This is a genomic window from Nitrospira sp., from assembly GCA_005116745.1.
Lineage (GTDB): Bacteria > Nitrospirota > Nitrospiria > Nitrospirales > Nitrospiraceae > Nitrospira_D.
This window is the reverse complement of the sequence record SWDS01000006.1, coordinates 178,476-203,035: the sequence shown is the minus strand read 5'-3', so window position 1 is coordinate 203,035 and position 24,560 is coordinate 178,476. Positions and strand designations below refer to the sequence as shown.

Below are 24,560 nucleotides of genomic sequence, written 5' to 3'. Positions count from 1 at the left end.
GCGTCAGACCTTCAGACCGGCCCTAACCTGTTCTGGCTGAGTTACAAACACACGTTTTTGCATAATGCGCTCCTGCAGCTTCAGGATGCCGTCCAAGAGTGCCTCCGGCGTCGGAGGGCAGCCAGGCACATAAATATCAACGGGAACAAATCGATCAACTCCCTGCACGACACTGTAACTGTCATAGATGTTCCCGGACGTGGCGCAGGAACCCATCGCAATCACATATTTAGGTTCCGGCATTTGGTCATAAATCTTTCGAATGACCGGCGCCATGCGTCGGCACACGGTTCCAGCAACGATCATCAAATCTGACTGCCGCGGCGAGCCACGAAACACGCCTGCACCGAACCGATCCATGTCGTACCGAGAAGAAACAGCAGCCATCATCTCGATGGCGCAGCAAGCGAGCCCAAAGGTCATCGGCCAGAGAGAACCTTTCCGCGCCCAATTCACGGCCTTTTCAAGAGACCCCGTGATGACGTCCGGAGCCGCGTCTTTCTCATGCCGTCCCAGATGGATTAGTCCCATACAATCCTCAGTCCCACTCCAGTGCGCCTTTTCGCCAGGCGTAGACGTAGGCCACGATGAACAAGCCTATAAAAATCAGCATTTCAATCAGCCCAATCACCCCGATCTTGGTGAAGACGACCGCCCACGGGTAGAGAAAGATGACTTCAATGTCGAAGATGACAAACAACATGGCAAAAATGTAATACCGGACAGGAAATGGCATACGGGCGTCGGAAAATGGTTCAGCTCCACATTCGTAGGTTGATAACTTTTCTGGCTCCGGATACCGGGGCTGCACAAAATGACTGACGATCAAGGTCATTACCCCAAAGGCCAAGGCGACAAAGATAAAGAGAAAGATCGGGAAAAATTTCGTCAGATATTCAAGAAGAGCTTCGGTTCCAGTCATTTAGTTTTCTCTCACAAGGCATTGATCTGGAAAGGGCATTATAGATCTGACGCGTGAAATCTTAGTGTGCTGGTCTCGGGGATAGCAAGCGAACAAAGGACCCAATTCAGGCAGACCCGAAAGCCCTAGGGAAGGCGGTCTGGCGGCGGAGAGTTAGGTTGAGCAATTACATTCTTGGTGCAACTCATGATCAGACACCGAGTGAGGAATCTCGTTCGCCTTGCTCATCACCCCCACAAGAAGATGGTCCAGCTTGGGAACTCTCCCATTCAGATTCCAGAGGAGAAAACGCTTTGACCGTTCGTCGCCGATGGATTTGTGTATCGATTCGGTCCTTCTGGCGGAAACCCCTGGAAAGACGCTGACCCTCTTTTGCACTACCATTCATCGGTCAGTCACCATGCCCCGGTCAGATAAAGAATGACAAGGTCTCACGCTAGCACTTGAAAGAACGGCCCGTCAAGCTCCTACCAATCCAGCTCAAATTCTTGACAATACAGCGTCTTTTGCTATGGTTTTCAAAGCAACACTAGTCTCAAAAGGAATCCACCCATGAAAACCTTTGCGCCTCTCGTCTTGGTCCTGTGTTCAGGAATCGGTGTCTCGCTTGATGAAGCGGTGGCACAGGCACCAGAGATTGATTCCGTTCGATTTTCAGATGCCGCGCGCGCCTTTTCTCATGGTGCTATCCAGAAAACATCTCCGATCGACGGAACTGTAAACTTGATAACTGGTGACAATCAGTCGATGGGCAATCGCATGCTGCTTGGCAAGCGCGATTCACTCTATCTCAAGCTCAATAATCCCGCTGAGGTAGCAGTTGGCGATCTTTTCACCGTCTACCGGCGTGTTCGGAAAGTGTTTCACCCAGTGACTAATGAATACCTCGGATTTGTTGTGAATCGTTCGGCGATCGTGAAGGTGACCGCAGCCGACCACGCTCTCACGACCGTGGAGGCCGTGCACAGCTATGGACCAATTTCCCCCGGGGACCCCGTCATGCGTTTTGTGGTACCGGCGCCAGACACCGAGGCAAGCCCTGCGTCGAACATCTCCGACCTGGAGGGGATGATTGTTGAACTTCAGGCCGACCGGACAATGACCCTCGTTTCACAATCAAATGTTGTGTATGTGGATCGAGGGAGAGAGGACGGACTAAAGACCAGCGATCTCCTCGATATTCACCGTCACAGTGCCGGACTTCCTCCACGAAAGATCGGCCAGCTCAGGGTCCTGTCGGTGGAATCCCACACGGCAACTGCCATTATCCTTAAAGCCAATACCCGCGTCTTCAAAGGAGACCGATTCAAGCTCGTTGGAAACGCGGCACCCCCTACTCAACCGGTAGGCGTCATCCCGGAATCGCCCACAACTCAGGCCAGTCAAACGGTTCCGGCTGATCTGGTAGCCAGCAAGCTGAAAATACAGGATGCATCAGGACATAGCCGGCTCAACCTTGGGGACCTCGCGAAGTTCCTGCACTACGATTCAGGGGATGCGGCGATTAAGCCTGACAATTATAAAGTGCTCGATCAGTTGATTGATTACCTGCGCACCAGCAGCGACATGAGGATGATCCGAATCGAGGGCCATGCAGATAATATGGAGATCGGCCCTTCACTCAAGTCACGGTATCCAAGCAATTTGGAATTGTCCAAAGTGCGCGCAAACGGAGTCCTCCGGTATCTTATTGAAAAGGGCGGTATTGAACCGAAACGGATCAGTGCGGTGGGTTTGGGTGACACCAAACCAACTGCTACGAATATAGTAGAAGACGGCCGCACGAAGAATCGCCGTGTGGAAATTCTTCTGTATACTCCCGACACGGAGACTCCGGCACCTACACCAGAGATTGAGACTCAAATGCAAAAGCCGGAAGGAAGGCTTTCCACTGTGAGTGCTCGTGACAACAACGACCAGCCGCTTCCCGCTACTACTTCCATCATGACCGATTCCCCTGGTCGAGGGACCATGGCTACGGGCGACTCTCCAGAGACTCCCTCAAAGGATAGGTCAAATCCTGCCAATAACCCTGATGAGAGTGGCTCAACATCGCCTGACACAAACAAGAAAGATAATCCTCAGCAGCCAACCGCCGGAACCCAGACGGAATAGCATCGGACCGAAACGGGGACACGTCGGTATTGGATTCCCCCCCAAGGGTCTTGTCAAACACCTTCCTCGCCGAGAACGCCGGTGTCCTTCACATTTCCAGACTGCTAGAATGCGACATGGCTTTCGATGGGCTCTCGACCGTTCCGCGTCAAATGCAGACACTCTATGCAGACGTTATAGTACCTCGCCATATTGCAAAGGCCTTCACCTATCTCGTCCCTCCCACTTTAGCTCAGACCCTAGCCATAGGGCACCGCGTCCTCGTCCCGTTTGGACATATGGTGCTGGAAGGGGTTGTCATCTCGCTGAGTCACCACCTTGCGACCGAGATAAAATCCACTTCCCTTAGAGAGATCCACTCTCTGGCCCGCGATGGACAAACTTCCACACTGTCTCCAGCGCTGTTCGAACTCTCTCGCAAGATCGCAGAGCATTACGTTGCACCCTGGGGCCAGTGTCTTCGACTCATATTGCCCTCGCTGGCAACGCGAAAAACCTCCCCCGCACGATACGTGGCCACTCCGCAGGGTTGCGCGGCCCTGGAAGCCGGCCTTTGTCCAGACGATCTGAAGCCGATTCTGGACCGAATTGCCCGACGAACTCTAGGGATTCTGGCCTCCACACTTCAAGCACCTCGACAGGGAAACATCGTGCGGGGGATCGACGCCCTCATCAACACGTCCTGGATCACACTCATACCTTCGAACAACGCCAACGTTGAGTCCCAAAAGCCACGTAGGACACCCACCGCAGGCGAGTCTGATCGTCGAGTTCCAGAAGATGGCATTCTGCCCACTGACACGCCTCCGAAGATCGACTCCTCATGGAAAGCGCATATCGCACACTGCCTCCAAAACAATCACATGAAAAAGCTCGTGCTCCACGCCTCATGGGAACACCGGCTCCACCGGCTTGCCGACGCCATTCAGCAAACCCACTCAATGAAGCGATCCGCTCTAGTTCTCACAGGCGAGATCGCAAGAGCATCCCGGTTGACACAACAGCTCGCAAGACTCACTGGCCTCCAAATTACCCTCGCACACCCATCTTCACAATCTGCTCGATGGCCACAGAACCAGGGGCAGACTCCCTCGGTAGTCGTAGGAACCCGTTCGGCCATATTTTCGCCGCTTCAATCGATCGGGCTCATCTGGGTGGAGGGAGAAGAGGACCCTGCTCTGAAAGAGCCTCAGGAGCCTCGTTATCATGCCAGAGAGGTGGCTAGCTTGAGAGCGGAGAGCGAGCACGCGCTCGTTGTGCTGGCATCCGCTCATCCATCTCTTGAATCGAGGTTCGATACCGAAGCGGAGATCCATCACGTGCCACAAGAAGCGGCTCTTCAACCTACAATTGAGCTCGTTGACCTCCGCAACGTGTCTGCAAGAACCCTCCTTAGCCACGCCCTCATCCGGGCAATGCACGACGCCCTACAGAACCGTGACAAGATCCTGCTCTTTCTTAACAGGAAAGGGTACGCCGGGACCTTGGTGTGTCGAGACTGTGGCTGGGTCCCTCGTTGCGAGTCCTGTATCGTACCGCTGACCTATTATCGTGAAGCCGGCAGGCTGGCTTGCCGCTACTGTGGTAAGGCAGATCGGTTGCCCGACCTCTGTCCTTCGTGCCGTACTCCCCATATAAGCCCTGTTGGTGGTGGCACCGAGCGTGTTGAAACCGAAGTTCGTCGTATATTCCCACAAGCCAACGTCGCCCGGCTCGATGGTGATACGCTCCGGCATTCGGCGTCCGCTCAGGCTCTGCGGGAAGGTGCCAGGTCAGGTGTGTGGGATGTTCTTATCGGGACCCAAGCACTGTTTAGCCGAGAGCCACTACCCCGCTACGGCTTAGTGGGGATCCTTCAGGCAGATTCCGGGTTGCACGTCTCAGACTTTCGAGCGGCGGAGCGGACCTATCATCTACTGGTTGATGCTGCCAACCTCGCATGTCCGGCGTCCGCCGGAGGTCGAGTCATCGTACAGACGCGCCTTCCTACACATCATGCTGTACAGGCCTTGATCTCAGGAGATCCCAATCAATTTTACAATGAAGAATTCACGGCACGCCGGCTTCTTCATTATCCTCCCATCTGTCATTTGGCTGATCTTTCGGTAACCGGGCAAGACCTAAGAACCGTCGAAGAGGCCGCCACGCGATGGGGTGCAGATCTAGAACAGAGCGCACATGATCAGAAGCCGCTGATTGTTTTAGGACCCGTCCCCGCGATACGCAGGCCTTCCAAAGGCCGTCAGCAGTATCGCCTCTTGGTAAAGGGAACGGATCGCACCACTCTCAGCCGACGGATCCATGATTCAGTCCAGAAAATGGAGAGAGAGTACCGCAAGGGACGAATCAAATTCGTCATCGATATCGACCCGATCGAGAATTGATAAAGCTAACGGCTTTTCTTCTTTTTATTCGCCTGAGAAGTCGGCACCGTTACGACCTGCGGCTCGGTTCCAGCCGAATCCAACTTACGTGCTCGTTTGAACAGGCCATAGGAAAATGAAATCCAGAACACAGATGCGAAGAGACCCAGCACGACGGCTGAGAGGATCGTTCCCATCTCAGATTCGGGAAGTGAGTCAGCCTGGCCTCTGAGTTGAATCATCAACACCACGGGCCAGGCAAAGCTTTCCAGGCCGAGCAACAAGGTAGACCAAGCCCATAGTCCCGTGATCGACTCCGCCATGAACCATAAAAACAGCCCTACGCTCAGGGCCCATCCAACCACGAGGCCTGGCGCGACAGTCCCCCCCCAGATAAGCCAGAACCCGACGGCGGTCACCAGGGTCCCCAGAGACAGATTGAGCACTATCATGATGGGCATGATCCAGGCATGGCAGACGAAGTCTGACGGGACCCTGTCGTGATGTCAATGTGAAGCGCGTTGAGCGTACCCGGCGAGTTCTCTAGACGGTCAGTTCAGCAGCAACCGCATCGAGGAGGACGTTCAGCTCGAATGGCTTGTGAAGCGTCCGCCTGGCTCCAAACATCTTTGCAACATCCAATAAATCGAGGACGCCGATCGTATCACTTGCCCCTGTCATCGCAATCACACGCGTATCGGGAAACTCCCGGCGAAGCGTCATGATGGCCTCGAGCCCATCTTGGTCCGGCATGAGAAGATCCATGATGACAAGATCCGGCGATTTAGCCCGATACCGCTCCACTCCCTCTTTCCCATTAGAGGCCTCTTCGACCTCGTAGCCAGCCTGCTCCAAGGTTTCTCGGATGAGCTGACGAACTTGGTCTTGATCATCAACCACGAGGACTGACGGCATCCGACACCTCAATCGATATTTTTGATGGTTCTGGGCCAGAGTTAGTCGGTACACCTGTCGCGTCCGAATAAGTCGGAGACTGGTCCAAAGCCCGACGGATGGCATACGCCAACTCATGCAATGCGAACGGTTTGAGGAGGCATTCCGTCACGCCCTGCGAACAGACGCCGTCCAGACCAGGTGCACCATGTGACCCGCTGCAGAGAATGACGGAGAGATCCGGTCGTAGCCTCCGACATTCCCGTGCTAGACGATCCCCACTCATGCCAGGCATCGTCCGATCAGTGATCAGTAAATCGAACCGTGTGGGCTCAACTTGAAAGATCTCCAAGGCTTCTATGGCTGTTCTACAGACTACTGGATGGTAGCCAAGGGATGTCAGCACCTCTCTTCCGAAACGGGCCACGGCCTCTTCGTCATCGACGAATAAGATACATTCGTGTCCATGAGGAAGGGGACCATCCTGTTGAGCTGTTGATGGGGCACAAGCCCCGAGAACCGGGAGGTAGGCCGATACGGTCGCACTGGTGCCAATGTGGTTCTCAACCGTCAAGATACCGCCATGCGCCGACACGATGCCATATACGACCGTGAGCCCCACACCCTGTTCCTCGCTGACAGTCTTGGATGTCGCAAGCGAGTCGACCAATCGACTGATGCTCTGGGGGTCGACGCCCTCGCCCGTATTCCGAGCACTCACGCAGACATACCTTCCAGCAGGGAGTCGACCGGAGAGCATGAGTTGATCCGTAACAAACTCCCTGTTCTGAAGCTGAATATCGAGGACTCCTCCCGTCTTCTGCATCGCATGGACGGCGTGATCGACCAGATGGAACATCATCTCATGCATCTGCATAGCATTGGCCGAAATCGGGTTGGTCGCATGCGCAATCTGCGTTCTGAGTTCAATCCACAGGGGAAGTGTGGGACGAAGAAACCTGAGGGATTCCTTTACTAAGGAGTGGAGTAACAATGGACATCGACCGTGGTCATTCTGCCCACCGAAGGCCAGCAACTGTTGGATCAATTCACGAGATTTTTGGGCCGCCGCCACCACTTGCCCGACATGGCGATGCGACTTCGTCTCAGCCGGAATCAAGGGAAGCGCCAACTCACTGAAGCCGAGCACAGCCGTGAGACCATTATTCAACTCATGAGCGATACCGCCGGCAAAGGTGCCGATCGCTTCCATTCGTGCTGTCTCACGCCAACGGGTCTTGACGTTGTTACGATCGGTCACATTGACGACCGTCCCGAGCGTACGGACCGGTTGCCTCGAGGAACCATCGCCATCAAACGACGTCAGAGAACGAAGGCTGATGTGCTGCATGGCGCCGTCTGGTCTGATAAGACGGTACTCCACCTCATGCAGGCCATTGCCTGTCATCGCACGGGCTCGTTGTACCGTAGAGACCACGCGGTCCCGATCATCGGGATGAACGAGTTCAAGGTACCGCTGCCAGGAAGCTGGCTCATCGGTACCGACGCCGGAGATATCCCGCAGGATCGGTGACCAAGAGAGAGCATCTGTCCGGTGATCATGTTCAAAGAACCCAACCTGTCCAACCTGCACGGCAAGATCAAGTCGCGCCTCGCTCTCCCGGAGCGCCTGTTCGACCTGCCGACGCGCGGCGATGGCTTCGCTCTGGGTCTTCTCAGACGCTTCTGGGATCTGCCCAAGTTGTGATACTTCGCTCATCGTCCAAACAACCGACGTCACCCGACCCAGGCGGTCTTTCACTGGTGATAGCGAGACATCACTCCAAAATGAGGTGCCGCTCTTGCGGTAATGACAGATCCGCACACGACACGCCCATCCATCTTGGAGAGCCATCGCGAGCTTTTCCATTGAGGCCCGATCTGTATCCGGCCCGGTCAAGATCGACGTCGTTTGACCGATCACGTCCTGCTCGGCATAGCCGGTCAGTACCAGGAAGGCCGAATTGACAGAGACGATGGGATGATGGGACACCCTCGCATCCGTCACGAGCACACTACAATTCGTCGCCGCGATGACGGTTGAATTCAGAATGTTCTCTTGGCGTTGTCGAAGCAGTATCCAAAGAACACAACTAAGAGACAGGAGCAACCCTAGGAAGAGACCAGCAACCATGCGGGACAACCTCCCCGTGTGTGCACGCGGAGTAGTTATGTATACTAATAATTTGATGCCACACTACACGAAGCGCGAGTAGAATGCTCAGGGATGAAGGATAGCTGCAAAACTATTTTTTTGCACCTAAAAGCAGTAGATCCGAATGTTGGTCGCTCATCCTTGCCGTTTCACAAAAAAGGCAGCCGCTTGCGCACGCCGGGTGATGCGAAGTTTTTGAAAGACGTTGGCCAAGTAGTTCTTCACGGTCTTGTCGCTGAGCCCGAGCGCGGCGGCAATTTCCTTGTTGGTCTTTCCCTCGGCAACCAACGCAACGACTCGTTCTTCCTGAGCGGACAGTTGGTCCGTACCAGAGGTTGCTGGCAGATCGTGAAGCCCTCTCAGCCACCGCAGAGCCTGTTCCGTCACATGAGAGTCCAAGATCGATTGACCCTTCGCCACCGAGCGGATGGCTTCGAGCAAAGCGGGTGAATCGATTTCTTTAAGGACATAGCCATGAGCGCCGGCGAGCACGGCGGCGAGCACGGAGTCGTCGTCAGCAAAGGACGTCAGGAAAATGATCCGTGTCTCCGGCAGCGCTCCGAGAATCTCCCGACAGGCATCGATACCGGACCCGTCCGGTAGTCGGACATCCATCAAGATCACGTCGGGCTTCAATCTCTGCGCTTGCTGGACGGCCTCCTCCATGGTGCTCGCTTCTCCTACAACCACGATGCCCTGGGTTTGGCCGAACACCGTCCGCAGTCCCACGCGAATGACCTCATGATCATCGACGAGCAGGACTCGAATACCATGAGTTTTAGGTGTGAGCATAAGGCGTCTCCTTTGGAAGATCGAGTGAGACCCTCGTCCCCTTGTCAGGTTTCGACTGGATGGCGAACAAGCCCCTGACTTTTTGAGCCCGTGCCGCCATGTTGACTAATCCATGGCCAACCCCCTGAACTGAGCGGGTACTAAACCCGATGCCGTCATCCGTCACGGCCAGACGATCAGAGCGGATGAGATCACGAAGCGAGACGGTGATCTGTTTGGCACGGCTGTGGCGCAATGCATTACTCACCCCCTCCCGTACGATGTTGATGATATGGAGTGCCTGTTCGGTGGAAAGCCGCTGTGCGGCCGCGTCGTCGATTCTGACCCGGCATCTGATGGAAGAAGAGAGAGACATCGTTTCGACCATCGTCCGCAAGGCGGTCGAAAAGTCTCCACCCTGCAACACTTGAGATTCGAGGCCGGCAATGAAATTCCGGACTTCTGACATGACCTGGTTGAGCTGTCTAATGGCCTGATCCAGTGCCACCATGAACTTCTCCGCCACAGGATCGCGTCGCTTCCTGATCAGTGGCTTACACGCTTCTAACCCAAGTCCAACAGCATACAGGGACTGGAGAATACCATCGTGGAGGTCTTGACTGATCCGCTCTCGCTCTTGAAGTGCGGCGCTCAAATCTCGTTCACGTCGTACGAGGATCTCCTCCATCCGTTTGCGCTCCGTGATATCCGTCGCGGCACCCAGCACCATGTGAACCTGTCCTTGATCGTCGAAAATCGGTCGCTTGACCGTCTGTAACCAACGCGTCTTTCCCCCGGCATCGGTGATCTTTTCCTCCGGAATGAACCGATCTCTCCCGGAATAGATCACCTCAAGATCGCTCCGCCGAAAGAACTCCACCTCTTCGGCATTTGCATTGAAGTCGGAATCCGATTTCCCGATCAATTCTTCCACCGTCGTGCCATACCAATCGGCCACAGCCTTGTTGGCCACCGTAAAACGACCGTCGCGATCCTTGGCAAAGATAAGATCGGGATCGGTGTCGATGACTTGTCGCAAGAATGTATGGGAGCGACGGAGCTCGGCTTCCGCCCGCTTTCGCTCTGCAACGTCTCGCAAGATCATGCAGGCGTACTCTTTCCCTTCATGTTGCAGATAATTGACCGTCACGTCCGTCTGCAAGACGAGTCCAGTTCGTGACCAAAACTTCGCATCGAATATCAACGCTCCCTGCTCTTTGAGATAATTCCAATGAGTCACCCACCGCTCCACGGGGAAATTTGGGTCAATATCATGGACCGTCATGGCCATCAGTTGCTCGCGTGAGTACTCCAACATTTGGCATGCGGTATCATTAACGCTGAATATTCGAGCGTTCGGGTCTAACCACAAGATCGCCTCGACGGCTTGATCCACGGAGAACTGGGTCAACCGGAGCGCTCGCTCCAGGCGCTTGCTCTCAGTAATATCGTTGCCAACCGTCACACTGCACTGCTTGCCGTTCAACTCGATCAGTTCCGATGACAAGAGGCACTGGCGAATTTCGCCACTCTTGCTTCGTAGCGCCACTTCCACGTTGCGGACTGATCCCTGGCGCTTCAACAGTTCGAGATAACGGTCCCGTGCCTCTGTCGAGGGCCAGAGTCCTATTTCTTGCGTCGTGCGTCCTACGACTTCTTCTTTACGATAAGCGAACAGCTGACAGGCGGCATCATTAGCGTCTACCACGAGACCAGAGTCCAGCTCGCTAAGGACGACCGGATGGGGACTGGCTTGGAACGCCTTCGCAAAACGCTCTTCGCTCCTGCGGAGCGCTTCTTCGGCTTGCTTACGGTCCGTGATATCATTAGCGACGGTCACAATACAGAGCGTTCCGTTGAGCTCCGCGAGATCAGCGGAGGCCAGAAGGTAGCGTACTGCACCCGATTTGACCTTTAAAGCAAACTCCATGTTGCGCACCGGCTGCCCAGCTTTCAAACGCTCGATGACCCGCACTCTCTCTTCGAGATTCGGCCAGATACCTAGTATCAACGTGGAGTTTCCGATCACTTCCTCTCGACGAAAACCGAACAGCTCAAGACAGGCATCGTTCACCTCAATACATCGGCCCGTTGCGACCTCCGTGATCCCGATCGGATGAGGGCTTGTTCGGAAGGCTTTGGAGAATCGTTCTTCGCTTTCGCGAAGGGCTTCCCCCGCATGCCTGCGCTCGGTGACATCGAAGATCGCGCCGTCGAGGAAACGCACCTCGCCATTCGGGGTGAACACCCCCTGACCTTTTTCATAAACCCACCGGACGGTACCATTCGCGTGGATAAGACGGTACTCGATGATATATGGACGGTGCTCCTGCAAGCTCGTCCAGGTCGTCTCCTCCACCAGCTGGCGATCATCTGGGTGAATCACACTGGCGTAAGAACGGGTGTGGTTGGCGATGAACTCCGTGGCCGGATAACCGACGATGCTCTCAATCACATTGCTGAGATAAGACATCGTCCACTCCCTGTCCACGGCGCAGCGATAGATTGCGCCTGGAATATTTGCAACTAAAGTGCGGAACCGTACCTCGCTCTCGGACAATGTTTGTTCCGCTTGCTTGCGCTCCGTAATGTCGACGGTGGCGCCGATCAGGTGCGTCAATCGCCCGTTCTGATCACGAACGCTGTGGCATCGAACATCAGTCCACACCCTGGATCCGTCTTTCTTAACCATTCTCAGCTCGTAGTGACAGGCCTCGGCTGCTCCGCTTTGGATCAATTCCCAGTTTTTCATGGCAACCGGCTGGTCGTCCGGATGGACCAGCTTCAGCCACATATAGGGATCTGTGGAGAGTTCTTCAGAAGCATAGCCAAAGAGGGCTTTGAGATTGGCATCTGCGTGGTATGCACCTGTGACGATGTCTAATTCCCAGACTCCAACCTTGCCGATGGCCGTAGCACGCGCATAGCGATCTTCACTGGCCTGCAATTCTGCAGTGCGCTCAATGACCTTGCGCTCCAATTCATCATGCGCTCTCCGGAGGGCTGCTTCTGCCCATTTGCGTTCCGAAATATCTTGGAACGTTCCGTAGGCCCGAACTGCCCGATCGTTCACGACTTCGACCTTCCCGACTGCCCGGACTGCAATCTGGCGGCCCTTCGCTGAGACAAGATCTAACTCCAGATCCCAAGACACCCCCTGGGTCACCGCTTTTTCAAGTGCCTCAGCGAGAAGGGGCCGGCGTTCGGCTGTATAGAATTCCAACGCCGTTTCCACCGTCGGGTTGTACAATTCCGGCGTGGTCTCGTGCAACCGGTAGGTTTCCTCGCTCCACCACAGACGGTTCGTCAGGAAATCTAACTCCCATCCCCCGATTTTTCCGATCGCCTCTGTTTGGGCCATCAGCGCCAACTGTTGCTTGTGGTGCGTGATATCCTCCGCAATACCGGCAACGCGATTCTCCCACCCCGCCATCCTGACGCGGCGATCGGAAATCCAGCGGACATGACCATCTCGTCCCACAATCCGGTACTCACAATGGAATACCGCGGTCGCCCCTCCACCAACAAACCGATCATGGTTTGCCGTCACCCGCGCACGGTCATCCGGGTGGATCGAGTCGAGCCAGAGAAACCAGTTTTGATATATCTCCTCCCGCTCAATGCCCCAAATAGAGGTGAATGCGGAGTTGACATACAAGACTTTCTTCCCCTCCGGCGTCACATCCGCGATCCAGAATGCTGAACCGACCGACTCAGCGAACTGCTGCCACCGAGCTTCGCTCTCCCGTAGCGCCTCTTGTGCACGAGTGCGCTCGGTGATGTCGATCGATACGCCGCTGAAACGAACTGGGACACCGGTCTTGTCGTAAAAGAATCGCCCATACAACGAGAGCCAGCGCTCCTCAGCGCCGTCGCCCCAAACCGTCCGATGCTCGACGGAAAATAACTCCTGCGTCTCTTTAGCCAGCTCGACTTCCACCATAACGCGATCGAAATCATCCGGATGAATCCGATCTTTCCATCGGTGAATTGAGACGGGACCGTCATCCGGTGTGTAGCCTTGCATGAGTGCATGGCGGCGATTCCACACGGCTTCGCCGGTCCGGATATCCACATCCCATGACCCTAAATCCGCGGCGTCCATTGCTAGCCGCAGCCGCTCTTCGCTCGCGCGCAATGCGGCCTGCGCGCGGTTGCGCTCGGCGAGATCGCGGACGGCGTCCATGTGGTTGACGTAAACTGCTTGTTCTTCACTGACGAAGACCCCCGATGGTGAAAGCTCGACCAACGTCCTGTACCATTCTTCGCTCTCCCGTACCGACTCCTCCATCCGCTTGCGATCAGTAATATCGGTATGTGATCCGAGAAGGTAAATCTGTCGGCCATCTGGCTCTGTGACAAATGAGGCTCGTGCTTCAATCCATCGATATGTCCCGTCTTTGTGACGCAGCCTGAATTCCTGTCGATAGTCTCCCTTGCGATGAGACACGTAGTCTTGTACGTAGGCCATCGCCGCATCACGATCCTCTGGGTGGAGACGCGTCATCCAGGCTTCAAAAGAATCTGCAAGCTCCACCGGCTCGTATCCCAGCTGGCGTTTCCATTCCTCGGAAAAGACCACGTCGTTCGTTTCCGTGTTCCATTCCCAGAGTCCAGTCCCTGACGCACGGAGGGCCTGTCGAAGTCTTTCTTCCGAAGTCCCAAGCATCGCCTCCGTAGGCTTGCGATCGGTAATGTCCAAGGCCGTCCCGAACATACGAAGGGGTTGACCGCCGCTATCGCGCACGACCTCGCCACAACAATGAATCGTCCGTACTGCACCATCGGGGCGGACGATTCGGCATTCCATGTCGTGGGCTGCGGCCCCTGCCAACGCGTCATCGATCGACGCCAGCACCCGATCATGATCGTCCGGCAGTACCGCCGACACAAAGCTGTCGAAGGTGATCGCTCGCGCTCGAGGTTGATAGCCGAAGATCCGGTAGAGTTCGTCGGACCATTCCACCTCGCCGCTTGCGATGTTCCAATTCCAACTCCCCAGGTGGGCAAGAGCTTGTGCGACCTCGAAGTGACGAGTCTGTTCGTGCAACACTCGATCCCGTTCGGCAAGCTCACGTGCGAGATCGGCAACCTGCCTTCGCAGCAGATCCAATTCAGGACGGTGACTCGTAGGACTCATGATGAGGCTCCTTACCGCGCGACGCCGACAGCACCTCAACAGCCAGCTCAACTCACAGGAGCGACTATCTCACGTGGCGAATGCTGGTTGATGGTGACAGCCCAGCCTACTGCTTCCTAAGATTAAAGACCTCAGGAGGGGGCTAGTGTCCTATGAGATTAGGCGAAAGTCTAGATCCAAATGGCCCGGAGGCACTAGCTGGAAATCGGAGGGAGCTGTATCGAGTATGATGGTGCCGAAGGCGGGACTTGAACCCGCACGGCTTTCGCCACACGCCCCTCAAACGTGCGTGTCTGCCATTCCACCACTTCGGCACTCAGCAGGATGTTGAAACGAAACCTACACCTGCGTTCTGGCATCGCTCAAACCCTCAACGTACTCAGAAGTACGCCTCAGGCTTTCGCTCGCTGCGGGCTTGTTGCAGGCTTATTTGACCATCCTGCATTCTGGGCTCCTGTCAGCAGCTGAGGGGAAAAGGAGTGCGCATTATAGAAGTAGGGTAAAATTGTTGTCAATCAACCGGACGTTCGGTAGAATCGGCATCTTAATTGTCCTAGGTCGCTCTTTCATGACGCAAACAGACGAACAAGGCCTCTCCTCTTCCATTGCAGCATTTTTTGATGTCGACAATACCATTTTGCCTGGTGAAGCGAGTGAGATGAGATTTTTCCGCTGGCTGTGGCGACGCGGTATCGTCGGGTGGCCTGAAGCTCGTGAGAGCGTGTCGTGGCTCCTGCGACATGTCCCAGCATTGTCGCTGCACCCGCTCCGCAAGCGGAAGCTGTACCTGGCCGGAAAACCTTCGCAAGTGATTCAACCGTTGGGCGAGGAGTTTTGTCGCGAGGAACTCTGTCCTCGTGTCTCCCCTGCTGCGATGCGGATGCTCGACGAGCATCGCCGTGCCGGCCACGCCATTGTGTTCGTGACAGGATCCATCGATTTTCTGATCGCCCCCATCGCGGACGCGCTTCGAGCTGATCGTTGCTTTGCCACTCAATTAGAGCAGCAGAATGGACTCTATACCGGATTTCTTGTGCCACCTCTGCCTTATGGGGAGGGGAAACGACAACTCATTGATCGATTGTCCCATGAACTGACGTTGGACCTCTCCCAATGCTATGCGTACGGGGATAGCCCGGGTGATTTTGACTTGCTCCGTGCCGTGGGGCATCCGACGGTGGTGAACCCGATTCGTGGCATGGCCTCCATCGCCCGACAGCAGAACTGGCCAATCGTCAAATGGCGATGAGTGACTCCTTGTGATCGAATCAACCGCCTGCTCGGTGAATCATCCAATCGACGATTTAGTTAGTCCACACACGGCTCATGCGCGTCACTGAAATTTTTCATAGCGTTCAAGGCGAGTCGACCTTTGCCGGCCTCCCCTGCGTGTTCGTACGTCTGACCGGTTGCCCGTTGCGATGCACCTGGTGTGACACGGAGTATGCGTTCTTTGGCGGAACGGACCGATCCATCGATGACATTCTCGACACGGTGCGATCCTATGGTTGTCAGTTGGTGGAGGTGACGGGAGGTGAACCGTTAGCGCAGCCGGATAGCAGCGCGCTGCTCTGTCGATTGTGCCATGAAGGATTCACGGTCCTCCTTGAAACGAGCGGAGCCGTGGATACCGCCATCGTTGATCCATCGGTTCGTATTATCTTGGACGTGAAATGCCCAGGAAGCGGCATGACGGACCGGATGCACTGGCCCAATGTTGAACGATTGCGGCCACAGGATGAAGCAAAATTCGTCATGCAGGACCGGAGTGATTACGAATGGGCGAAACGTATTCTGGATCGCTTCCGGTTGACCAATCGTTGTGCGGTTCACTTTAGTCCGGTATTTGGTGCCCTGGATCCACAGCGGTTAGCTGAATGGCTCTTGGCAGATCGATTACCGGTTCGCCTTCAGTTGCAACTCCACAAGCACATCTGGGCACCCAATATGCGGGGAGTGTGAAGAATATCGCCGTCGAGCAAGATGAAGAAGTCCCGATGACAACCAACCATTGGCTGATGCTGCTTGCCCATTGACGCATCAAAGGAGAATCGAATGCCCATTCTGCGAGTTCACGCGAAACAAGGACACGTCGACACCGAGACCACAGACGCGCTGGTCCTCCTGCTGTGTGAAGGGGAGGGACTGCCGAAGGAAGATGGGGCGATTCTGGATAGAGCGCTCGGTGGAGCCCTCCGTGATCTTCTGCAATCCAAGGAGTTCGATGGAAAGGCCGGTACAGTTGTTTTGTTTCATACGCACGGGAAAATTCCGGCGAAGCGGTTGATTCTTGTCGGGCTCGGGAAAAAACAAGACCTGGGGTTAGATCAGATCCGACAAGCGATGGGCCATGCCGTCAAACGGGTTCGCCAAGCCAAAGCCGGTGCCTTTGCGGTGGCGCTGTCGAGCAGCGTGCCGCATGGGGCGTCGCCAATCGACGTTGGCCAGACCATGACTGAAGGAGCGATCTTAGGAAGCTATCAATTCACAGCCTATCGCAGTGACGCCCCGACGGGTAAGGGAGTGACGGCGATGACGGTTCTGGCTCCGCAGAAAGATCAACTGCGCCAGTTGTCGGAAGGGATTCGTCGCGGTGTCGCGACTGCCGAAGCAACCGTCTATGTTCGAGATCTCTGCAACCATCCATCTAATGTGATGACACCGACCAGGATCGCCAGTGAGGCAAAAACCGTGGCGAAGGAAGTCGGCGTAAATCTCAAGATCCTCGAACAAAAGGAGATGGAACAACTCGGCATGGGCGCGCTACTGGGGGTTGCAAAAGGCAGCCACGAACCGCCGAAGTTCATTATTCTCCAGTACCACGGAGCCAAGAACAAACACGACCGCCCGGTCGTGCTCGTCGGCAAGACGATTACCTTCGACACGGGTGGGATCTCGCTCAAACCGGCTGAGAATATGGAACAGATGAAGGCTGACATGACCGGTGGAGCGGAAGTGTTGGCCGCGATGCGAGCGGCGGCTCGTCTGAAGCTACCCCTCAATCTCATCAGCATCCTCCCAGCAGCGGAGAATATGCCCGGGGGCCGGGCGATGCGACCTGGTGACGTGGTCAAGACCCTTTCGGGCAAAACCGTGGAGGTGCAGAACACGGACGCCGAGGGCCGCCTGATCCTCTCCGACGGCCTTACCTATGCGACGCGATTCAAGCCGGCCGCGCTCATCGACATTGCCACGCTGACGGGGGCGTGTGTCGTCGCACTGGGTCAGTTCGCCATCGGCATGTTCGGCACCGATGCCACGTTGAAAGAAGCGGTTCACAAGGCCGGCCTTCGAGCAGGCGAGCGGGTATGGGAAATGCCTTTGTGGGACGAATATTTTGAGCAACTGCGCAGCGATGTAGCCGACATGCGGAACATCGGCGGACGTGGGGGTGGCATGATCACCGCGGCTCTATTCTTAAGCAAGTTCGTCGGCGACGCCCCCTGGGTGCATCTCGACATCGCCAGCACCGATTGGAGCGAGCGGGAACGGGCGTATATCCCCAAAGGCCCAACTGGCATCGGGACCAGACTGTTGATCCAGTTCCTCATCAATCGCTCACTATAGGGTAAGAGAAAGACGGTTCGACGATGTCGCACGACCAGATTGGCCAACTCTTCATGATAGGGTTCGATGGCACCACCGTGTCGGCTGACCTCGCCTCCTTCATCAGAGAATATAAGCCCGGTGGAATCATCCTGTTTTCGAGAAATCTCGAATCGATCGCGCAGATCGTAGAATTGACAAGTGATCTTCAACGCTGTAGTCCACACTCCCCCCTCCTGATCTCTATCGATCAAGAAGGTGGACGTGTCTCACGGTTGCCAAAAGACTTTACAATTTTTCCACCATGCGAAGTCCTTGGGCAATGCCGTTCCTCTGAACTAGCCTACGCGGCGGCAGCCACGACCGCAGCAGAACTCAAGGCCGTCGGCATCAACATGAATATGTCTCCGGTGCTTGATGTGAACAGCAACCCCGCCAATCCGGTGATCGGTGATCGAGCCTTCGGCACAACGCCTGACCTCGTGGCTGAATTAGGGTTGGCCACAGTGGGAGGCCTCCAGGACAATCGTGTCGTGGCGTGTGGGAAGCATTTTCCTGGTCATGGCGACACCAACTCGGACTCACACAAGGAGTTGCCCATCGTCACGGCGCCGCGCGAACGATTGGAGCATATTGAGTTTCCTCCATTCCAGCGAGCGGTGGCGAACGGCGTGGCAACGATGATGACAGCCCACGTATTGTATCAGGCGTTGGATGAGAAACGGCCGGCAACCCTGTCCCCGACGATCATCGGGAGATTTCTTCGTGAGGAGTTGCACTACGACGGTATCGTGTTGACGGATGATCTTGAGATGCATGCCATCATTGATCATTATGGCATCGGCGACGCGACCGTACAGGCCATCCAAGCCGGTTGCGACATGCCGTTGATCTGTAAAGACCGCAACCGCGTCATCGCCGCGATGAATGCCGTTGACAAAGCCGTGGCCGACACGGACATCTCGGCCGGACGGTTGGCCCAGTCTCTCGCGCGTATCCGTCGCGTGAAAGAGCGTTTCCTGCTTCCCTATCGCCCCGTGATGATTTCAGATGCCAAACTTGTGGTGGGGTGCCGAAGCCACAAAGCGCTCTTGCGCTCCATTGACCGGGCACGAGAACGAGTCGCGAAAGCCGACCTATGACCTGTGCTTTTTTCTTTTCAACATAAAAGAGTGGACAACTTTATGCCGTGTCTCTCAGGAGAATTCCGCGAGTTACGCAGAGATGGAAGACCTCCCCTCACTCAAGTGAGGAAACGAAACCTCTGTCTCTCTACCGAATACCTTGCCCTCCTCTCATCTCTTGTGGCATCATGAGCGTTCCTTTGGAGGGCCTTATGGCCTCATTGCTCGAGTACGTTGGATCTGTCCATATTTTTCTTGGGCCCTACCGGGGCAATCCGATCGCGATCTATTTGCGGCGGACGGAATCTGGCTGCCAGATCGGCCCAAAAGTCTATCCTTGGAACAATGTCATGGGCCTTGGTGAAACGCCGAATAAGGCCGCTGCTGATTTTGAGGAAAAATGGAAGACCAAGGGCTTAACGGCAAATATGTATTCGGGCCCAGCCTGGGAAGGAGGCATTAAGCCAGAAAGACCAGCGCCGCCCAAGCCAGCTGCCCCCCCACCTAAACCGGCCACTCCGCCCAAGGCCGCAGCCGTTCCAGTAGACACAGCCCCTGGATCGCCTGTCCCGGCTGCTGCCGCAGTTCCCGCTGAAGAGACTTCTGCCACAGCACCCGTTTCCGCAACCCAGCCCTCTGGAAAGTCGGACTAGACTCCTTACTAGAATTGTTCAAGATTCATCGTGACGGCAGACTACTGTCGACAGCCTGAGCAGCTAGTTTGCTGTGTTTCATCCCATACGCCGCATACACGAGAATGCCAATAACGGTCCATACCACAAAACGGATCCATGTTGCTGAAGGCAAACCAGCCATGAGGTAGAGGCATGCGGCAATACTCATGATGGGCACGAGAGGCATGAAGGGAAGACGAAAGGGTCTGGGCAGATCAGGCTTTACGTACCGGAGCAGCATGACCCCAAAGCTGACGAGGATAAAGGCAAAGAAGGTTCCGATGTTGGTCATATCAGCCGCTTCCCCGATCTGGAACAACGCTGCCAGGATCGCAATAGCCATTCCGGTCAGAATCGTTGCCCGATGGGGCGTTCCAAACGTTGGATGAACCTGTGAGAGCCTCGGGCTTAACAGCCTATCGCGCGACATAGCAAAGAACACGCGGATTTGCCCCAGCATCATGACGATCAATACACTCGTGATACCCGCCACGGCTCCGATAGCCACGATAGCAGCGCCCCATTTAAACCCCACGACGCTGAGCGCTTCAGCCACTGGAGCGTGTATGTCAATTTGGCTGAGGGGAATCAGGCCGGTGAGGACCGCCGCCACGGCAATATAGAGCACGGTACACACAGCCAGCGAAGCAAGGATACCCAACGGAACGTCTCGTTGGGGGTTCCGAGCCTCCTCTGCAGCAGTTGAGACCGCATCAAACCCAATATAGGCAAAAAAGATGATGGCAGCCGCGGCACGGACCCCTTCAAATCCGTTCGGCATAAACGGTGTCCAGTTGTCCGCGTTGACAGACGGAGCCCCTACGGCGATGAAGAAGAGAACCACCGCAAGTTTCAGCAGGACGATCATGCCAGCGGCACGAGCACTTTCCTTGATTCCTATCACGAGGATGGCCGTGACCAACAAAACGATGATGGCCGCTGGAAAATTAGCGATACTTCCCTCTGGACCACCCGCCCAATGCGGCGGATTCGTCGCCCAATAGGGCAATTCCAAGCCGGCGAGCGTCAATAATTTGTTGAAATAGCCGGACCAGCCGATAGCAACTGCGACGCAGGCCACACCATATTCCAAAATCAGATTCCACCCCGTGAGCCAGGCCAGAAACTCACCCAGTGTGGCGTACGAAAAGGTGTACGCTGACCCTGCGACCGGGATCATCGCTGAAAATTCGGCATAACACAGGGCAGCTAACGCGCAGGTGATGCCAGAAAGAACGAAGGAGAGAACAATCCCTGGTCCCGCTCCTGGCCGGTGGGCATCACCGACGATGGCGGTTCCGACCAGGACGAAAATGCCTGTCCCAATAATCGCGCCGATCCCAAGCGCCGTGAGATCCCACGCCGTCAATGTTTTCTTCAGACGATGCTCTGGATGTTCGGCATCGGCCAGAATTTGATCGATGGGTTTCGTTCGGAAAAGTTGGCTGCCCACGGGCCCTCCCACGCTCAATGTACCGGAATTCGCTGTGATGGGGTCACGACGCTACGGCTCCATCTAAGATCAACGTATGGCCAGAGACCAGGGAACGAGTTGGCGGTGCTTGCTGGAACGGTCTGGAGAGATCATGCACGTGTCCGGCGGGCCGCACGGAGCAGGGCTTCAAACAGCCGCCGATGGACCATATGCCGCTCGAACAAGAATTCGGGGTGCCATTGGATCGCGAGGAGAAATCGATGTGCGGGGGATTCGATCGCTTCGATAATCCCATCGGGTGCCATGGCACTTGCGCAGAGCGACGGAGCGACTGTCTTGACTGATTGGTGATGGGAACTATTCACCATGAAGGTTCTCTTACCGACCACCTTGTTCAAGAGGCTCTTGGGTGTCACGGTCACCGGGTGAGCGACATGGATCGCTTTCGCTTTTTGACGATGATCCAACGCACTGGGGACTTGTGCAGGAATGTCCTGATACAGGCTCCCTCCACAGGCGACATTCACCGTCTGCATCCCTCCGCAGATTCCTAGGAGGGGAAGATCCCGCTTCTTGGCCTGAAGGACTAACTCCAGCTCAAAGTTGGCACGGCGCTCGCTCACCAGTGGAAACTTGTAGCGCTGCCGCTCTCCATAGAAACTCGGCGGAAGGTCCGGCCCACTGCCGGTGAGGAGCAACCCATCAACACGGTCAAGAAGCCGTCGCCGGGCAGACGGTTCCGCTACGAGAGGAAGGATCAGAGGAATACCACCGAGTTCTTCAACAGCCCGAATGTAGCGAGCCCGCAAAAAATAGGTTGGCTCGTGACCGCCCATGTCCTTCCTGTCACCGGCATTAAAGTCTGGGGTCACGCCAATTACAGGCTTCATACTCAATGCGCAGGCTAGTTCGTCGGAGCAGGTGCGACGGAGATTCCGTCATTTTCGGCACCAACACCAAGGAAACGTACCGGACGATCGCCGCTGAGATGCTCCGGGGTAATAAGGTAGGTCCCATACACGCTGGGGACCCAGATACTTTTCGCCGTTGGCTCACTGAAACCTGAAAACACATAGGCGAGACCACCCACGATCCCACCGCCAACAGCAAATGCTGCTTTAAACGGGAAATACAAGATTGTGGCGGCAGCTGAAGCAGCTCCCATACCGGCCCCGGAAGCCGTCCCTTGCTGTGTGTCAGCAGACGACGACTGACTCCAAGCTGGAGCGACAAACATCGAACAATAGGTGATGATGACGACGAGAACCACGATTGGGAGTCTCACGTGAAGCGCCTCCTTCATTTTTCACACCAATGATGTGGGATGCATGAACAATCATACACGAGTCCTGGCATGCGTTATAACAAATTCTCCGCTGAATGCAACTCCCGAGGGGATCTCGACCTTAACAGGATGATGACACCGAACGATCAGGGGCCAGATCCAACTCTCCCAAGATATAGGCGAGAACATAGTCTACGCGATTGCTGGCTTCGTGATCCAATTCGAGAGCCAACTCATCGGCTTGGATTCGCTGATTTTCTTGGGCCACACCCGCTTGCAGTCTGAGATCCAACTTGCACCAACACACAGCTTGTGCAAAGCAATCCGCCATGCGCTCTTGATAGTGAGGACGATCGTGGGGATCGAGTGCCATCAAGCTCTTCGCCAGTCGATCCGCAAGGCGCATCTTCTCTTGAAGCCCCGCCAGCTGGTCATTTCTCATCTCAACGGAGATCTGAATGCCTGCTTTCCAACTCCGTTTTTTCACGTTGAACACACAGGCCAGCACATCGGGGTGCCCTACGACTGGCTCAGGCCCGAAGAAGAACGTGACTCGATAAGATGGGACATCCCGATTTGATTCTGGAACCATGGAGGCCCATTGTACCATGATTCACACAGAGACTCGGTGCTTGATTGACGCCTCTGTACCCCAAGGCTAAGATGGAAGCCCATGAGCGACAGTGCCTATCATACACGGATCGCTGAGATCCAAGACGCCCTCGGAAACATGGACAGCGTTGATGGATGGCTTTTCTACGACTTTCGCGGCGGCGACCCATTAGCCTATCGGGTCTTGCTTCTTGATCCAACCCAGCACGTCACTCGACGTTGGTACTATTGGATCCCGACAAGGGGGGAACCGGTCAAACTCCTTCATATGATCGAACCACATGTGTTGGATGAGTTACCCGGCCAAGTCCAGCAGTACGTGTCATGGGAACAGCAACGTTTGCTCTTGGCCTCGCTGTTGCGAGGTCGACGGAAAATTGCCATGCAGTATTCACCGTTCAACGCGGTTCCGTATCTGTCCAGAGTGGATGCCGGCACCGTTGAGTTGATCAGAAGTTTTGGGCTTGAGGTGGTCACATCAGCTGATCTCGTCCAACAATTCGAGGCAGTCTGGACGGATGCGCAACTGGAATCCCATCGGTACGCCGTGACGGCGCTCAGAAACATCGTCGATGAGACCTTCGCCCATGTGGCGTCATGCATCACCAACGAACGTCGGTTATCCGAATATGATCTGCAGCAGTTTATTCTCTCGCGTATTCGCGATGCGGGCATGACCACATCCAGCGCTCCAATTGCAGCTGTTGATGCCCACAGCGCCGATCCTCATTATGGACCGACTGCATCAAGCTCCTCACTCATCACTCGAGACAATTTAGTTCTGATCGACCTCTGGGCGAAACAAACGGCCCCGGGATCGGTCTATGGAGATATCACCTGGACAGGCTATACCGGCACGGACGTACCGGCAAAGCAGCGCATAATCTTTGAACATGTTCGGCGCGGACGCGATGCAGCACTGTCGTTTGTCCAGGATCAGGTGGCCACCGGCCGATTTCCTTGCGGATGGGAAGTTGATGATGTCTGCCGCACGACGATTCGCACGGCGGGCTACGGCGACTTCTTCATACATCGAACCGGCCACTCGATCGGGGAAGAAGTCCATGGCAATGGAGCCAATATCGACAACCTGGAAACTCAGGATAGCCGTCGGCTTCTGCCGAGAACCTGCTTCTCTATCGAGCCGGGGATCTACCTGCCGGGAGAGTTTGGGATCAGGAGTGAGCTTGACGTCTATGTATCGGATCGCGAAGCCGTGGTGTATGGGCTACCACTTCAAACCGAAATCGTGTCTCTGCTCTGACATTTCTGTCTGATCGTTCTGCTCCGACCCTTTTCTTGACACCATGTCCGAGGGGCGGCTAGATTCAGCCATTCCACAAGGGCACTCTCTGGATCACATGCGAGGCCATGCATGTTCGGCACAATGGGTTTCTCAGAACTCATTCTCATTCTCGTCATCGTGCTGATCATTTTCGGCGCGGGCCGTCTGCCACAGATCGGCGAGGGGGTCGGCAAGGCGTTGAAAGGCTTTCGAAAAGAAGTCACCGACGTGCCTCAACC

At 55.5% G+C, this 24,560-nt stretch carries 19 protein-coding genes, 1 tRNA gene and 1 pseudogene; 9 read left to right on the top strand and 12 right to left on the bottom strand.

Translation table 11 applies throughout. The annotated features are described in order from the left end of the window. Positions 1–3 precede the first annotated feature (3 nt). Positions 4–531, bottom strand: a complete 528-nt coding sequence (locus E8D52_06585) for an NADH-quinone oxidoreductase subunit B (protein TKB68658.1) — start codon at positions 529–531, stop codon at positions 4–6. 7 nt (positions 532–538) lie between these two features. Further along, on the bottom strand, positions 539–922 hold the full coding sequence (locus E8D52_06580) for an NADH-quinone oxidoreductase subunit A (protein ID TKB68657.1): 384 nt from the start codon (positions 920–922) through the stop codon (positions 539–541). Positions 923–1,474: 552 nt separating this feature from the next. Here E8D52_06580 and E8D52_06575 point away from each other — a divergent pair. Together E8D52_06575 and priA are read left to right on the top strand one after the other, a co-directional pair. Next, a complete protein-coding gene (locus E8D52_06575) occupies positions 1,475–3,037 on the top strand; it encodes a hypothetical protein (GenBank protein TKB68656.1) in 1,563 nt (520 codons plus the stop codon). Positions 3,038–3,153: 116 nt separating this feature from the next. Beyond that, complete coding sequence (priA, locus tag E8D52_06570) at positions 3,154–5,421, top strand: primosomal protein N' (protein TKB68655.1); 2,268 nt, start codon at positions 3,154–3,156, stop codon at positions 5,419–5,421. A gap of 5 nt (positions 5,422–5,426) precedes the next feature. Here the strand turns inward: priA and E8D52_06565 are convergent, their stop codons facing one another. The 6 genes from E8D52_06565 to E8D52_06540 form a co-directional block, all read right to left on the bottom strand. Then, complete coding sequence (locus tag E8D52_06565; GenBank protein TKB68654.1) at positions 5,427–5,852, bottom strand: hypothetical protein; 426 nt, start codon at positions 5,850–5,852, stop codon at positions 5,427–5,429. A gap of 91 nt (positions 5,853–5,943) precedes the next feature. After that, a complete protein-coding gene (locus tag E8D52_06560; GenBank protein TKB68653.1) occupies positions 5,944–6,315 on the bottom strand; it encodes a response regulator in 372 nt (123 codons plus the stop codon). Further along, complete coding sequence (locus E8D52_06555) at positions 6,293–8,428, bottom strand: PAS domain S-box protein (GenBank protein ID TKB68652.1); 2,136 nt, start codon at positions 8,426–8,428, stop codon at positions 6,293–6,295. Before E8D52_06555 ends, E8D52_06560 begins: the two co-directional genes overlap by 23 nt. A 156-nt stretch (positions 8,429–8,584) precedes the next feature. Then, positions 8,585–9,241, bottom strand: a complete 657-nt coding sequence (locus E8D52_06550) for a response regulator transcription factor (GenBank protein TKB68651.1) — start codon at positions 9,239–9,241, stop codon at positions 8,585–8,587. Further along, positions 9,228–14,360 carry a PAS domain S-box protein gene (locus E8D52_06545; protein ID TKB68650.1) on the bottom strand — a complete coding sequence of 1,711 codons (5,133 nt, stop codon included), beginning with the start codon at positions 14,358–14,360 and terminating at the stop codon, positions 9,228–9,230. The genes E8D52_06550 and E8D52_06545 overlap by 14 nt, the downstream gene beginning before the upstream one ends. Positions 14,361–14,590: 230 nt before the next feature. Further along, a tRNA-Leu gene (locus E8D52_06540) sits at positions 14,591–14,674 on the bottom strand. A gap of 254 nt (positions 14,675–14,928) precedes the next feature. Between E8D52_06540 and E8D52_06535 the strand changes: the two genes are divergently transcribed. The 5 genes from E8D52_06535 to E8D52_06515 all read left to right on the top strand — a co-directional run bounded on the left by E8D52_06535 (position 14,929) and on the right by E8D52_06515 (position 19,683). Then, a complete protein-coding gene (locus E8D52_06535; protein TKB68649.1) occupies positions 14,929–15,609 on the top strand; it encodes an HAD family hydrolase in 681 nt (226 codons plus the stop codon). Positions 15,610–15,686: 77 nt separating this feature from the next. Further along, positions 15,687–16,322, top strand: coding sequence for a 7-carboxy-7-deazaguanine synthase QueE (gene queE / locus E8D52_06530; GenBank protein TKB68648.1), 636 nt, complete (start codon positions 15,687–15,689; stop codon positions 16,320–16,322). 93 nt (positions 16,323–16,415) lie between these two features. Further along, positions 16,416–17,927 (top strand): leucyl aminopeptidase, encoded by a 1,512-nt coding sequence (locus tag E8D52_06525; protein ID TKB68647.1) that lies wholly within the window; start codon positions 16,416–16,418, stop codon positions 17,925–17,927. Positions 17,928–17,950: 23 nt separating this feature from the next. Then, positions 17,951–19,048, top strand: a complete 1,098-nt coding sequence (nagZ, locus tag E8D52_06520) for a beta-N-acetylhexosaminidase (protein TKB68646.1) — start codon at positions 17,951–17,953, stop codon at positions 19,046–19,048. Positions 19,049–19,242: 194 nt separating this feature from the next. Beyond that, positions 19,243–19,683: a hypothetical protein gene (locus E8D52_06515; protein ID TKB68645.1), complete on the top strand. Its 441-nt coding sequence runs from the start codon at positions 19,243–19,245 to the stop codon at positions 19,681–19,683. 25 nt (positions 19,684–19,708) lie between these two features. Here the strand turns inward: E8D52_06515 and E8D52_06510 are convergent, their stop codons facing one another. The 4 genes from E8D52_06510 to E8D52_06495 form a co-directional block, all read right to left on the bottom strand. Then, entirely contained in the window at positions 19,709–21,157 is a 1,449-nt protein-coding gene (locus E8D52_06510) for an amino acid permease (protein TKB68644.1), read from the bottom strand. Between the two features lie 131 nt (positions 21,158–21,288). Further along, positions 21,289–22,029, bottom strand: coding sequence for a gamma-glutamyl-gamma-aminobutyrate hydrolase family protein (locus tag E8D52_06505; GenBank protein ID TKB68643.1), 741 nt, complete (start codon positions 22,027–22,029; stop codon positions 21,289–21,291). 14 nt (positions 22,030–22,043) lie between these two features. Next, positions 22,044–22,424 carry a hypothetical protein gene (locus tag E8D52_06500; protein ID TKB68642.1) on the bottom strand — a complete coding sequence of 127 codons (381 nt, stop codon included), beginning with the start codon at positions 22,422–22,424 and terminating at the stop codon, positions 22,044–22,046. Between the two features lie 121 nt (positions 22,425–22,545). Beyond that, on the bottom strand, positions 22,546–23,016 hold the full coding sequence (locus tag E8D52_06495) for a hypothetical protein (protein ID TKB68641.1): 471 nt from the start codon (positions 23,014–23,016) through the stop codon (positions 22,546–22,548). A gap of 81 nt (positions 23,017–23,097) precedes the next feature. On the opposite strand from E8D52_06495, the gene E8D52_06490 reads away from it, so the two are divergent. Further along, positions 23,098–24,300 (top strand): M24 family metallopeptidase, encoded by a 1,203-nt coding sequence (locus E8D52_06490; GenBank protein ID TKB68640.1) that lies wholly within the window; start codon positions 23,098–23,100, stop codon positions 24,298–24,300. A gap of 111 nt (positions 24,301–24,411) precedes the next feature. Next, positions 24,412–24,552 (top strand): annotated as a pseudogene (gene tatA / locus E8D52_06485) (twin-arginine translocase TatA/TatE family subunit). The last annotated feature ends 8 nt before the right edge of the window (positions 24,553–24,560 follow it).